The following is a 12,857-nucleotide window of genomic DNA, read 5'->3' as shown; positions in this document are numbered from 1 at the left end:
CGGAGGAGGCAAGCGACCGGCTGCCTGCAGGTGAGGAGCACAGGCAGCATGGACTGGCACGACGTCACACCGGACGCGATCACCGACATGCAGGAGCTGCTGCCTGCTCCCCGCCTGGCCCCCTACCACCAGGCCACCGGCGGCGACCTGACCGACGCGCTCACCCTCTACACCCTCAACGTACAGATCAGCGCCGCCTTCTACGAGTCCCTGCACTACTTCGAGGTCGGCCTGCGCAACCGCTGGACCAGCAGCTGACCGTGTGGGCCGCCATCTTGGGCGCGGCCCCGCCCGGCTGACAGCTTGTTTCACTATGACTGCGGGAGTTTGCGGTAGCAGATGAGGGCGCAGGCCAGTTGGAGAAGAACGAGGTGCAGGTCGGCGCGGACTCCGTAGCGGATTCGGAGGCGCTTGAACTGGTGCAGCCATGCGAAGGTGCGCTCGACGACCCAGCGTCGGGCGCCGAGGCCGGAGCCGTGGGCGATGCCGCGGCGGGCGATGCGGGGCACGATGCCGCGGGCCCGCAGAGCGCGGCGGTAGACGTCGAAGTCGTAGCCGCGGTCGGCGTAGACGTAGTCCGGACGCAGGCGAGGCCTGCCGCGGACACCGCGGACGGTCGGGAAGGCGTCGACCAGCGGCAGCAGTCTGCCGCGGATGCACCCACACGTGCTGCGGCACACCCACGTCACCACCATGCTCGACGCCGGGGTGGACCTGCGGGACGTGCAGCTCGCCGCCCGCCACGCCGACCCCCGAACGACCATGCGCCATGACCGAGCCCGCACCACGCTGGGCCGCCACCCCGACTACATCCTCGCCGTCCACATGGCCTCCGGCACCTGACCCGACTTCACGCACCTGTCGATGGCCGAGTGGTCAGGATGCGAGAAGCACGTCCCGCTGCTCCGGCCCTAGCGTGCTGGGAGATCGGCCGTTCACGCAGCGGTCGCACGAGCGACAGGAGCGGTGATGACGTCGACGCCGAAGATGCCCCGAGCCGACCAGGACGCCGGTCTGTCCCCGCAGGAACGCGCCGCCGTCAGGCAACGGGCCGCCGAGCTGAAAACCCGATCCCGGCGCGCTCACGCGGCCGACAAGGCCGCCGCTGACGAGGCCGACGTCCTCGCCAAGATCGCGCAGATGCCGGCCGGCGACCGCGCCTTGGCCGAGCACGTCCACCAGGTCATCACCCGGGCGGCGCCGGACCTGGCGCCGAGGCTCTACTACGGCCAACCCGGCTACGCCCGAGGAGGGAAGGTCGTGTGCTTCTTCAGGAGCGGGCAGGTGGACAAGCTGCGGTACTCCACCTTCGGGTTCAGCCCCGAGGCGGGGCTGGACCAAGCCGCAGGCCTGTGGCCCACCTCCTACGCGTTGACGCAGGAGGCGACCGATGAGGCGTGGGACCAGCTCGCTGAACTGGTCGCCAAAGCCGCACCCACCTCCCCCCTCACCCCTGGACCCAGCAGCTCCCGAGGCGACGAGCAGTCCTGACCTCGACACCGGATGCGCCGGCCCCCGTGTGACGTCACGGTCGTGGTCCAGTGAACAAGTAGGCGCCCTGCGGGCGGCCTCACGGTCACGGTGCGAGGTTGGCGTGTCCCCAGGTCCTCGGCTGGCCCGGCGAGGTGATCTTTCCCCACGGTCATCAGGTTGCTGACCGCTGCCTGCACACTGGAGGCATGGTGCTGGACCACAGCGGCTACCCCTTGCGTCGCGGGGAGCCGGAGTACACCGACGACGACCGCTTCTGGGACGGCACCCGCCTGCACCACCTCATCCACGACGTCGCCAAGCGTCAGGGCGTGCTGCTGTCCACCGCTGACGTCGTCGTGCTCAACTCGATGGGCTGCTGCCCCGGCACCGGTCACTGCGGCTCGAAGGTCATCGCCAGCGAGAAGGCACGTCGTCGACTGGCCACAGCCGGCTTCGTCCGCTTCGAGGAGCCCGAGGGCACCCTGCAGCACTGGGAAGCCGACGACGGCACCACCTTGGCCCTGCTCGTCGGTGAGGTCACCCGCCCCTCCCTGGACTGAGGGTTCCTCGCCAGGTGGGCCCCTCGGACCGGTGTCTTCACGGCACGGCGTCTGAAGTCAGCGACCTCACGGTCATCCCGCGCTGCGCGTGCTCGACGACCTCACGGTCTCGTCGATCTGCGAGCAGTCACAGCCAGGGGCCCGCGTCGGTCAGCGTCGGCACCGCCCCACCCCGGTGACGGCAGCTCGGCGACGAGCGAGCCCCAGTCACCGATGAACCACGATTGGCGTAGAGGTGGATCGAGGATCGTGTCCCAAGCCACCTGATCGCACGGACCCCGAGGACCCGCAGCCACGGTCCGAACCGTTTCGTCCTCTGCCCGATCCTCCAGCTCCTGCGATTCCCGGCGAAGTCGCCGGCACGGCGTCTTCCCCGGCTCGGAGTTCTCCGGGGAGGGTTTCGTGCGCGACGAGGTGTTCTTCGAGGTGGCGCACCTGCACGGCGACGAGACGCTGCTGCGGGCCCGCCACCGCGAGGACGAGCGCCTCCACCTCGGCGGCACGGTGGTCGTGGACTCCCCCCACGGCGACCCCGGACGCGTCGTCGACCTCACGCACCGGCCGTGAGGCAGGTGGCCGGGCGGGACGTTCCCCTCCGCGGGCCGGGAACCCCCTCCCGGCCCCGTGCGTCCCGAGCGGCCACCTCCACCGGGCGTCAGGGGGCCGGCGGGACCGCGAACGGGATCTGCTCCACGTCGCGGTAGACGGGCAGCCCCAGCCCCTCGGCGAGGGCGACGTCCTGGTCCGCCCCGCGGGAGGCGCCGGGCAGGCGCAGCACGCCGTCGCAGTGCTGCAGCAGGCGCTGCGCCGTCGGGTACATCACCTGCTCGGCCAGCGGGTGGGCCGGTCCGTCCCCACCGCCGCCGCGCAGCACGGGCAGGGCGACCCACTCACCGATCATCGGCACGTGACCGCGGTGGAAGATCGGCCAGGCCGCCTCCTCCAGCCGCCGGCGGTTGGCCTCCAGGAGCGCGGGGTCGTCGCCGGTCCCGGACCGGTACGGACCGGCGATGAGGATGAGCAGGGGTTTCGTGGGCGGTGCTTCGACTGTGGTGGTCGGCATGCCGGTACAGTAGACGAGAACGTGCAAGAACGTGAAGCAATTTGCAGAAACGAGAGGAACCCGACGTGCTGGGAGCCCAACGGCAGGAGCTGCTGCTGACCCGTCTGCGCACCGACGGCCGCCTCGTCGCCAAGGACCTGGCCGCCGAGCTGGGCCTGTCGGAGGACAGCATCCGCCGGGACCTGCGGGAACTGGCCGCCGCCGGGCTGTGCCAGCGCGTCTACGGCGGGGCCCTGCCGGTCTCCCCCGCCGTCGCCGACCTCGCGACCCGCAGCGGCGTGGCCGTCGACAGCAAGCGCCGCGTCGCCGAACGCGCCGCCCGGCTCCTGACCCCCGGCTGCACCGCCATCCTCGACGGCGGCACCACCGCCCTGGCCCTGGCCCGCGCCCTGCCGGCGGACCTGCAGGTCACGATCGTCACCCACAGCCCCACCGTGGCCGCCGCCCTCGTCGAGCACCCCGGCGTCGACCTGCACGTCCTCGGCGGCCGGGTCTTCAAGCACTCCGGCGTGGCCTGCGGGGCCGCCGCGGTCGAGGCCGCCGCCGGCGTCAACGCCGACCTGTTCCTGCTGGGGGTCACCGGCGTCCACCCCAGCGCGGGCCTGACGACCGGGGACTCCGACGAGGCCGCCATGAAGCGCGCGCTGGCCCGCCGGGCCGCCGACACCTACGTCCTGGCCAGCGCCGAGAAGATCGGCGCCGCCTCCCCGTTCACCGTCCTGCCGCTGACGGACGTCGCCGGCATCGTCACCGACGACACCGCGCTGGACGCCCCCGCGCTGAAGGCGTTGCGCGACAGCGGAGTGCCCCTCCTGCACTGACACCCCGCCCCACCCCGGCCGCGTCCGGCCCCGGGTCCCCCGGAGTCGAGGCGTTGCCCCGCCGGGCCCCCGGGGGGCACCCTGCTGCCGTGGACGGCACCGGGGCTGGACCGGGTGGGCTGCAGCTCACCGTCTTCGGCGGGCTGGTCGCCCGGCGCGCCGGCCGCGAACTGGACCTGGGCGGTCCCCGGCAGCGCTCCGTGCTGGCCCGGCTGCTGGTGGCCCGGGGGGCGGCGCTGACCCCCGCCCGGCTGGCCGACGACGTCTGGGACGGCGACCCCCCGCCCAGCAGCACCAGCGCCCTGCAGGCCTACCTCTCGCGCCTGCGCCGCGCGCTGGACCCCCAGCGCGGCCCGGACAGCACCGCCGCCCTCGTCCGGACACCCGTCGGGTACGCGCTGCAGCTGCCCGAGGACGCCGTGGACCTGTGGCGCTTCGAGCGGCTCGTCGACCACGCCACCGCGTCACCGCTGGAACAGGCCCTCCCGCTGCTCGAGCAGGCCCTGGCGCTGCACCGGGCCCCGGCGCTGCAGGAGTGGGCGGGCAGCCGCTGGGCCGACCAGGAGGCCTCACGGGTCGGCGAGCTGCGCGCGGTCGCCGCCGAACGCCTCGTGGCGGGGCGGCTGGAACTCTCGGTCGCCGACCAGGCCGGCGTGCTCGTGCCCGAGCTGGAGTCGCTGGTGGCGCAGGAACCGCTGCGCGAGGAACGCTGGCGGTTGCTGGCCCTGGCGCTGTACCGCGGCGCGCGCCAGAGCGACGCCCTGCTGGCGCTGCGCCGGGCGCGGCGGGTGCTGCGCGAGGAACTGGGCGTCGACCCCGGCCCGGCCCTGCGCGAGCTCGAGGCGGCCGTGCTGGACCAGGACCCCCGGCTCCTGCCGGCGCCCCGCCCCCCGGTCCGGGCCGCCGGGCCGGAGGGGCCGCCCGGGCCGCCGGGACCCGCGGCCGGGCCGCCCGCGAGCGCGCTGGCCGAGCGCGACGGCGAGGTCGGGCAGCTGCGCCTCGCGCTGGGCGAGGCGCTGTCGTCCAGCGGGGCGACGGTGCTCGTCGAGGGGCCCGCGGGCATCGGCAAGTCCCGGCTGCTGCAGGAAGCGGGCCACCTCGCCCGCGGCGAGCGGGCGCAGGTGCTCACCGCGCGCGCCAGCGCCCTGGAGGCCGCCTTCGCCTTCGGGGTGGTGCGCCAGCTGTTCGAGCCGCTGCTCGTCGACCCCCGGCAGCGCGAGGGACTGCTGCGGGGACCGGCCGCCCCCGCGGCCGCCGTCTTCGACGCCGCCACCGCACCCGGTGACCGGGCGGGCCGGCAGGACGAGCAGCCCGACGGGCGTCCCGGCGCCCCCGCCCAGGGGGCGTTCGGGGCGCTGCACGCCCTGTACTGGCTGGTGGTCGGGTTGTCGTCGCAGGCGCCGCTGGTGCTCGTGGTCGACGACCTGCAGTGGGCCGACACGTCCTCCCTGCGCTTCCTGGCCTACCTGGCGCACCGGCTCGACGGGCTGCCCGTGCTGCTGGTGACGGCGGTGCGCACCGGGGAGCAGGGCCTGGACGCACCCGTCATCGCCGAGATCGCCGCGCACCCCGGCACCCGCGTGCTGCGCCCGGCCCCGCTGAGCGGTGCGGCGGTGGCCGGTGTGGTGCGCGAACGGCTCGGTGAACCCGACCCCCTGTTCACCGCGGCCTGCCACCGCAGCACCGGCGGCAACCCCCTGCTGCTGCGCCAGGTGCTGCGGGCGCTGCAGGCCGACGGCGCCCGGCCCGACTCCGCCCACACCGACCGGGTGATCGCCATCGGCTCCCGGGCGGTGGCCGGCGTCGTCCTGCTGCGCCTGTCGCGCCTGGCCCCCGGGTGCGACCGGCTGGCCCGGGCGGTCGCGGTGCTCGGCGACGAGCAGCCCCTGGTGGCCGCGGCCGCGATGGCCGGGCTGGACGTCCCGGCGGCGGCGCTGGCCGCCGACGTCCTGGCCGCCGCCGAGATCTTCCGCGAGGGCCACCCCCTGGCGTTCGTGCACCCGCTGGTCCGCGAAGCCGTCTACCGGGGCGTGCCCGCCGGCGAGCGCGCCCTGGCCCACGAGGCGGCCGCCGACGTGCTCGGCGCCCACGGCGCGAGCGCCGAGCAGGTGGCGGCGCACCTGCTGCACGCGCCACCGCGGGGCCGCCCGCAGGCGGCCGCCACCTTGCGGCAGGCGGCGCGCGTGGCGGCCGGCCGCGGTGCCCCCGAGAGCGCGGTGCTGTACCTGGTGCGCGCCCTGGAGGAGGTGCCCGAGGAACCCGACCGCACCGGGGCGCTGCTGGAGGTCGGCGAGCTGGAGCAGCTCACCGACGGCGCCGCCGCCATCGGGCACCTGCGCGAGGCCCTCGCGCGGGCCCGCAGCGCCCCCGAGCGCGCCCGCACCGCGGTGCGGCTGGTCTTCACCCTCGTCATGGCCGGTCCGCGCGGTGAGGCCGTCGACCTGGCCCGCGCCGAGCGCGCCGCGCTGCCGGTCGGCCCGGACGGAGCGGGGGACGCGGAGCTGGACGACCACCGGCAGGCCCTCGACGCCCTGGCCCGGATCGCCTCCTTCATGCACGGGTACGAGGCGATGTGGGCCGGCGACGACCTGCCCGAACCGACCGGCGACGGGCCCGGGGCCCGGATGCTGGCGGTGGCCGTGGCGTGGGAGCTGCACGTCACCGCCGGCGACCTGCAGCGCTGCGCCCGGCTGTGCCGGTGGGCGCTGGAGGGCGAGGTGCTCGTGGCCGCCGACCCGGGGCTGTTCTGGGTGATCGCCGTCATGACGCTGGAGCTGCTGGGCCAGGACGTCGAGGCCACCTGGGACGACGCGCTCCAGCGGGCGCAGGCGCAGGGGTCGGTCATCTCCGCGATGGGCGTGCTGCTGTGGCGCGGCCGCGCCCGCTGGTCGGCGGGGGACCTGCGGGAGGCCGAGCACCTGCTCGGCGCGCACGACGACATCGGGGCGCGCTGGGCCCCGCACGCCATCGGCATCACGTACGCCCGGGCCTTCCTCGCGGGCGTCGCGCTGGACCGGGGGCACCTCCCCCGGGCCCGGGAGCTGGTCGAGGCCGCGCGGCGCGGTGCCCGGGCGGGTGACGGCGCCCACTTCGGCGTCGAGGCCGCGGCGGCCCTGGCGCTGGCCGAGGGACGCCCCCGCGAGGCGCTGGACCTGCTCGACCCGCTGACCCGCCGGCCCCCGGTCACCGTCCCGGCCTGGTACGGCTGGCGACCGCTGCGCGCCCGCGCCCTGGCGGCCCTGGGGCACCCCGGGGAGGCCGCGGCCGTGCTGCGCGAGGAGCTCGCGCTCGCCCGCGCCGGCGGGTCGGCGCGCTGCACCGGCCAGGCGCTGCGGTTGCTGGCCGAGGTCGCGGTGGACGGCGCCGAGGCGCTGCTGCGCGAGGCGGTGGCGGTGCTGACCGCGAGCACCGCGCGCCTGGAACTGGCCCGCGCGCAGGCGGCCCTGGCCGCCGTGGTGGAGGCGGGCGACCCGCGGGAGGCCGCGGCCCTGCGGCGCTCGGCGCTGGAGCTGGCCGAGGACTGCGGCGCCGAGAGCCTGCACCGGGAGCTGACCGACCTGGTGCGCGGCGGGGACGCCGACGCGGCGCAGGCGGTCCGCGCCCGCCGGCACCGCCGCCTGTGCGCCACCGAGGACCGCGCCGCGCGGCTGCTGGCCCAGGGCACGGACGTCCACGGCATCGCGGCGGCCCTGTTCCTCACCCCGGTGGCCGTGCACGGTCTGCTGCAACAGGTCAAGAGCACCCTGCAGGTGCAGGACGACGAGGACCTGGCCGCCGCCCTGCCCTGAGCGGCCCGGGCGCGCGGCGGGCGCACGGCGGGCGGCTGCAACGGATCCACAAGCAACCTGCAACGACCCGGCGACAGCGTGGTGGTCACCCACCGGACCACTCACCCAGGAGCCCCGCCGTGACCACCACGACCACCACCGTCGAGAGCACCACCGGGACCACCCCCGAGACCACCACCGGGATCCCCGCCGTCCCCGTCCCGCCCGCCCGGCCGGGGCTGGAGAGCCTGCGCGAGCTGTGCGCCGGGGCCGTGCACCTGCCCGGGGACGCCAGCTACGACGACGCGCGCCGCCCCTGGAACAGCGCCGTCGACCAGCGGCCCGCCGCCGTCGTCCACCCCGCCTCGACCGCCGAGGTCGCCGCGGTGGTGCGGGCAGCCACCGCCCTGGGCCTGCGGGTCGCGCCGCAGGGCACCGGGCACTGCGCCGCGGCGGTGCAGGACCTCGGCGACGCCGTGCTGCTGCGCACCTCCGCGCTGACCGGCGTGGAGGTCGACCCCGACGGGCTGACCGTCACCGTGGGCGCCGGGACGCTGTGGGACGAGGCCGTCACCGCGGCCGCCGCGCACGGCCTGGCCGTGCTGCACGGCTCCTCCCCCGACGTGGGGGTGGTCGGCTACTGCCTGGGCGGTGGCATCGGCTGGTACGCCCGGGCGCTGGGCATGGCCGCGCACAGCGTGCTGTCGGCCGAGGTGGTCCTGCCCGACGGGTCGGTGGTGCGCGCCGGGGAGGGCCCGGGCGAGGACGCGGACCTGCTGTGGGCGCTGCGCGGCGGTGGCGGCTTCGGCATCGTCACCCGCCTGACCCTGCGCGCCCACCGCTTCAGCACCGCGTGCGCGGGGATGCTCGTGTGGGACGCCGCCCGGGTGGAGGAGGTGCTGCCGGCGTGGGCCGCGTGGGCCGCCGACGCCCCCGTGGAGGTCACCACCTCCTTCCGGCTGCTGCGGATGCCGCCGCTGCCCTCGGTGCCGGAGGTGTTCCGCGGCCGGCACCTCGTGCTCGTCGACGGCGCCGTGCTCGGCGGGGCCGGGCACGCGGAGCAGGTCCTGGCCCCGCTGCGCGCCCTCGGCCCGGAGATGGACACCTTCGCCGACGTCCCGGTGGCCTCCCTGACCCGGCTGCACATGGACCCCGAGGGCCCCACGCCCGTCGTGAGCCGCTCGGTGCTGGTCCGGGAGTTCCCCGCCGAGGCGGCGCGCGCGTTCCTGGACGCCGCCGGGCCGGGCTCGGGCACCGCGCTGCTGGGCGCGGAGGTGCGCCAGCTCGGCGGCCGGCTGGCCGAACCGTCCCCGACGGCGGCCCTGTCGCACCTGAAGGGCGCCTTCCTCGTCTTCGGCGGGTCGCTCGCGCTCGACGAGGACGGGCACCGGGCCGGCTGGGACAGCGCCACCCGCCTGCTGGAGGCGGTCGCGCCGTGGTCCGACGGCGCCACCTACCCCAACTTCACCGAGGAGCCGGGCGAGACGTCCCGGGCGTTCACGCCGCAGGCGTGGGAACGGTTGCAGCAGCTGAAGGAGCGCTACGACGCCGGCGCCGCGGTCGTCACCGCCCACCCGGTCACCCCCGCCGGGACCCCCGCGCGCACCGCCTCCAGCGCCGTGTCCAGCACCGCCTCCAGCGCCGTGTCCGGCACCACCTCCGGCGCCGGTCTGCCCGCGCCGTGGACGCCGGGGTCCTTCGCGGCGGCGGACGCCTTCCTCACCGCCGAGATGGCCACCCTCGGCCGGGACGGGACCCCTGTCGCGTGGCCCGTGGTGGCGTTCCCCGACCCCGTCACCGGGCACCTGACCGTCACGACCTCGATCGGCCTGCCCGTCAAGGCCTTCAACGTCCGGCGCGACGCGCGGGTCAGCCTGCTGTTCTCCGACCCCACCGGCTCGGCGCGTCCCGACGCCCCGCAGGTCCTCGTGCGGGGCCGGGCGACCTGCCCCGACGTCGTCCACGCCGACCCGCGCGGTCTGGAGGACTACTGGCGGCGCCTGTTCGAGCGCCAGCCCGCCGGGGCCGGCGGCAGCCGCCGCGCCACGCGCGCCCTGATGGGCTGGTACTACCTGCGCCTGGTCATCACGGTGGTCCCCGAGGACGTCGAGCTGCGACCGGCCCCGGGCGGTGACGGGTCGCCGCTGGGGTCGCTGCTGGAGGTGCCGCGCCGGCGGCGGGGCGGCACGGTCGACGAGCGGCTGCAGCGCGTCCTGGCCCGCGAGCGCCACCGCACCGCGGTGCTGTCCTGGGCCGCGGCGGACGGGTCCCCGCGCTCGGCGCGCGTCGGCCTGCTCGACGGGCCCGGCTCCGGGGAGGGGTTCCTGCTCGACGTCCCCGAGCGGGAGGCCGTCGTGGCGGGTCCGGCGACGCTGCTGGCGCACTCCCACGACGAGCAGCTGTGGAACCAGCGCGTCACCGGGGCGTGGGGTGCGGTGCAGCCCACCGCGGACGGGTGGCGGTTCACGCCGCGGCGGCTGGCCCCGAAGTTCCCCACCTCGCCCCTGGGCGTGCTCGCCTTCGCCCGGCGGGCGCGGGGGACGGCGGACCGGTACCTGCAGCGGCGCGGCCTGGCGCACCCGGCCGTCGACTGGGACGCCTACGAGGCGCTGCACGCTCCCCGCGGGCAGCGGCCGGTCCGGCGGGGCTGAACCGGCCCCGCGGTCCCCGCTGCCGGGCGGCGGGGACCGCCCGCCGGTGGCGTCGCGATCCGGGGTTCGCCGCAGGGGCGCTGTGGCAGACTGCGGGGCCACGCCCCAGTAGCTCAGAGGCCAGAGCGCCCGCCTTGTAAGCGGATGGTCGCCGGTTCGACTCCGGCCTGGGGCTCTGCGCCTCCCGGTGGCCGCCGCCCGGTCCCGCAGGACGCCGGGTCCGCGCCCGGGGCCGGTCAGGCGACGCGGACGACGGCCCCGGCCGAGCCCGGCAGCGCGGGGAACCGGTGCAGCACCCCGGGGTCGTGCCCGGGCAGGAAACCCGGCCCCCCGGCGGACAGCTCCCGCACCCGGTCGTAGGCGGCGTGGACCAGACCCGTCGTGTGCAGCAGCGGGCCGGGCCGGTCGGCTTCGAGGTTCTCGTAGAAGTGGCTGGCGTCGGAGGCGACGACGAGGGGCCCGGCGGCGGTCACGACCCGCACGACCTGCGTCCCGGCGGTGTGGCCGCCGACGAGGTGGACGCTCAGGCCCGCGGCGAGGTCGGCGTCGCCGTCGAGGGCGGTCCCCCGGCCGGCCGCGACGGCCCGCGCGACGTGCTCGACGTCGGCGGGTGTGCGCAGCCAGTGCTCGCGGCGGATGCGCTGCGCCACCGGTCCGGTCCAGTAGTCCAGCTCGGCCCGCTGGACGACGAGCCGGGCCCGCGGCAGTTCCCGGACGCAGCCGGTGTGGTCGTAGTGCAGGTGGGTCAGGACGCAGCGGTCGACGTCGTCCGCGCCCACCCCGGCGTCGGCCAGCAGCGCCACGGGGGAGCCCCGGTAGCGCAGGCCCGGCGCGGCGGCCGCCCGTCCCGGGGAGATCCCGGCGTCGACGAGCACGACCTCCGCGGCGCCCACGAGCAGCCAGCAGAAGTACGCGGTGGGGTGCGGTTCACCGGCGTGCTCGTCGTGGTCGGCGAAGTGCTGACCGCGCACGCCGTCGCGGTCGGCGTAGTGGACCAGGCTCACCGTCCACGTCCCCACGGCGCGCGGGCGCAGCGCGGCCGGGATCACACCCGGCTCCCGGACCCCTCGGCCCGGGCGCGCCGCGCCTCCCCCAGTTCCGCCGTGGGCACGCGGTGGGTCTCCCGGCCGCTGAGCACGGCCACGACGTTCACGAGGCAGAAACCGGCCACCACCAGCGCCGTCCCGCGCCAGGCGTCGATCCCGTCGCCGGCGACGGCCCCGGCGATGCTGGGGGCGAAACCGGCCACGGCGAAACCGATCTGGGTCCCCACCGCCGTGCCGGACAGCCGGACGCGGGCCGGGAACATCTCGCCGTAGAACGCCGGCCAGGTGCCGCTGGTGGCGCTGTGCACGACGCCGAACATCACCAGGCCCACGCCGAAGATGAGCGCCCACTGCCCGGTGGAGATGGACCACAGGTACAGGGGCATGAGGACGGCGCACCCCAGGCTGCCGCCCACGAAGACGGGTTTGCGGCCGATGCGGTCCGACAGCTTGCCCCACAGGGGGATCGAGGCGACCGCGAGGACGTTGGACAGGACGCCGACCCACAGCATCGGGGCCCGTTCCAGCCCCACGGTGTTCACCGCGTAGGACAGCGCGTAGACCGTGAAGATCGTGCTGACCGAGGCGATGACCGCGGCCAGGACGACGCGCAGGACCGAGCGCCAGTGCCCGGCGAGGAGTTCGGCCAGCGGCAGCCGGACGACGGTGTCGTCGGCCACCTCGCGCTCGAACACCGGGGTCTCCTCGAGCGTGCGGCGGATGAAGAAGGCCGCCACGACGACGATCGCGCTGAGCCAGAACGGCAGCCGCCACCCCCAGTTCAGGAGCTGCTCCTCGGGCATCGCGGCGACGGGCAGGAAGACCGCCGTCGCGAGGATCTGACCGGCCTGGGTGCCGCCCAGGGTGAAGCTGGTGAAGAACGCCCGCCGGTCGTCCGGGGCGTGCTCGAGGGTCATGGCGTTGGCGCCGGCCTGCTCACCGCCGGCGGAGAACCCCTGCGCCAGCCGCAGCACGACGAGCAGGACGGGGGCGAGGACGCCGGCGCTGGCGTAGGAGGGCAGGCACCCGACGAGGAACGTCGCCGCGCCCATGAGCAGCACGGTCGCCACGAGGACCTTCTTGCGGCCCCACCGGTCCCCGACGTGGCCGAGGACGAGGGCGCCGACGGGTCGCGCCAGGTACCCGACGCCGAACGTCGTGAGGGCCAGCAGGGTGCCGGCGGCGGGGTTGGAGGCGGGGAAGAACACCTTCCCGAACACGAGCGCCGCGGCGGTGCCGTAGATGAAGAAGTCGTAGTACTCCAGCGCCGAGCCGATCCAGCCGGCCAGCGCCGCCTTGCGCGGGTTGGCCCGGAGGTTCCCGGCCGGGGGGTGGGGGTGGGGGTTCACGTGTGCTCCTTCGCGTGCACCGTCGCAGGCTGCGGGGCGGACCTCTGTGTACGGACCTCTGTTCACGACCACTGGGGACGGACCGCTATGTACGAACCAGTACGTACTGAGGGTGGGACGTGCGCCG

At 76.1% G+C, this 12,857-nt stretch carries 11 protein-coding genes, 1 tRNA gene and 1 pseudogene; 9 read left to right on the top strand and 4 right to left on the bottom strand.

Annotation, left to right across the window (positions count from 1 at the left end):
• Positions 1-48: 48 nt before the first annotated feature.
• Positions 49-258: a hypothetical protein gene (locus tag BJ968_RS16300; protein ID WP_179753589.1), complete on the top strand. Its 210-nt coding sequence runs from the start codon at positions 49-51 to the stop codon at positions 256-258.
• Between the two features lie 53 nt (positions 259-311).
• Here the strand turns inward: BJ968_RS16300 and BJ968_RS16295 are convergent.
• Positions 312-647: pseudogene (locus BJ968_RS16295) on the bottom strand (transposase); the annotation flags it as partial.
• Positions 648-666: 19 nt separating this feature from the next.
• On the opposite strand from BJ968_RS16295, the gene BJ968_RS16290 reads away from it, so the two are divergent.
• The 4 genes from BJ968_RS16290 to BJ968_RS16275 all read left to right on the top strand — a co-directional run bounded on the left by BJ968_RS16290 (position 667) and on the right by BJ968_RS16275 (position 2,600).
• Entirely contained in the window at positions 667-843 is a 177-nt protein-coding gene (locus BJ968_RS16290) for a hypothetical protein (protein ID WP_343078075.1), read from the top strand.
• 126 nt (positions 844-969) lie between these two features.
• On the top strand, positions 970-1,491 hold the full coding sequence (locus tag BJ968_RS16285; protein ID WP_179753587.1) for a DUF1801 domain-containing protein: 522 nt from the start codon (positions 970-972) through the stop codon (positions 1,489-1,491).
• A 188-nt stretch (positions 1,492-1,679) separates the two neighbouring features.
• Positions 1,680-2,033: a hypothetical protein gene (locus BJ968_RS16280; RefSeq protein WP_179753585.1), complete on the top strand. Its 354-nt coding sequence runs from the start codon at positions 1,680-1,682 to the stop codon at positions 2,031-2,033.
• Positions 2,034-2,435: 402 nt separating this feature from the next.
• Positions 2,436-2,600, top strand: coding sequence for a hypothetical protein (locus tag BJ968_RS16275; RefSeq protein WP_179753583.1), 165 nt, complete (start codon positions 2,436-2,438; stop codon positions 2,598-2,600).
• 88 nt (positions 2,601-2,688) lie between these two features.
• On the opposite strand, the gene BJ968_RS16270 is transcribed toward BJ968_RS16275, so the two are convergent.
• Positions 2,689-3,096 carry a TIR domain-containing protein gene (locus BJ968_RS16270; protein WP_179753581.1) on the bottom strand — a complete coding sequence of 136 codons (408 nt, stop codon included), beginning with the start codon at positions 3,094-3,096 and terminating at the stop codon, positions 2,689-2,691.
• A gap of 65 nt (positions 3,097-3,161) precedes the next feature.
• On the opposite strand from BJ968_RS16270, the gene BJ968_RS16265 reads away from it, so the two are divergent.
• The 4 genes from BJ968_RS16265 (at position 3,162) to BJ968_RS16250 (ending at position 10,510) form a co-directional block, all read left to right on the top strand.
• Positions 3,162-3,917 (top strand): DeoR family transcriptional regulator, encoded by a 756-nt coding sequence (locus BJ968_RS16265; RefSeq protein ID WP_179753579.1) that lies wholly within the window; start codon positions 3,162-3,164, stop codon positions 3,915-3,917.
• 89 nt (positions 3,918-4,006) lie between these two features.
• Positions 4,007-7,705, top strand: coding sequence for a BTAD domain-containing putative transcriptional regulator (locus BJ968_RS25845; protein WP_179753577.1), 3,699 nt, complete (start codon positions 4,007-4,009; stop codon positions 7,703-7,705).
• A 119-nt stretch (positions 7,706-7,824) separates the two neighbouring features.
• The gene (locus BJ968_RS16255) at positions 7,825-10,335 is read left to right on the top strand and encodes an FAD-binding protein (protein WP_179753575.1); all 2,511 of its coding nucleotides are present in this window, start codon (positions 7,825-7,827) and stop codon (positions 10,333-10,335) included.
• A 102-nt stretch (positions 10,336-10,437) separates the two neighbouring features.
• Positions 10,438-10,510: transfer RNA gene (locus BJ968_RS16250), tRNA-Thr, on the top strand.
• 61 nt (positions 10,511-10,571) lie between these two features.
• Here BJ968_RS16250 and BJ968_RS16245 read toward each other — a convergent pair.
• The gene (locus BJ968_RS16245) at positions 10,572-11,384 is read right to left on the bottom strand and encodes an N-acyl homoserine lactonase family protein (RefSeq protein WP_218885106.1); all 813 of its coding nucleotides are present in this window, start codon (positions 11,382-11,384) and stop codon (positions 10,572-10,574) included.
• A complete protein-coding gene (locus BJ968_RS16240; protein WP_179753573.1) occupies positions 11,381-12,730 on the bottom strand; it encodes an MFS transporter in 1,350 nt (449 codons plus the stop codon). The genes BJ968_RS16245 and BJ968_RS16240 overlap by 4 nt, the downstream gene beginning before the upstream one ends.
• Between the last annotated feature and the right edge of the window lie 127 nt (positions 12,731-12,857).

This window comes from Kineococcus aurantiacus (assembly GCF_013409345.1).
Lineage (GTDB): Bacteria > Actinomycetota > Actinomycetes > Actinomycetales > Kineococcaceae > Kineococcus > Kineococcus aurantiacus.
The sequence above is the reverse complement of the archived record's forward strand: the minus strand, read 5'-3'. Positions and strand labels throughout refer to the sequence as shown.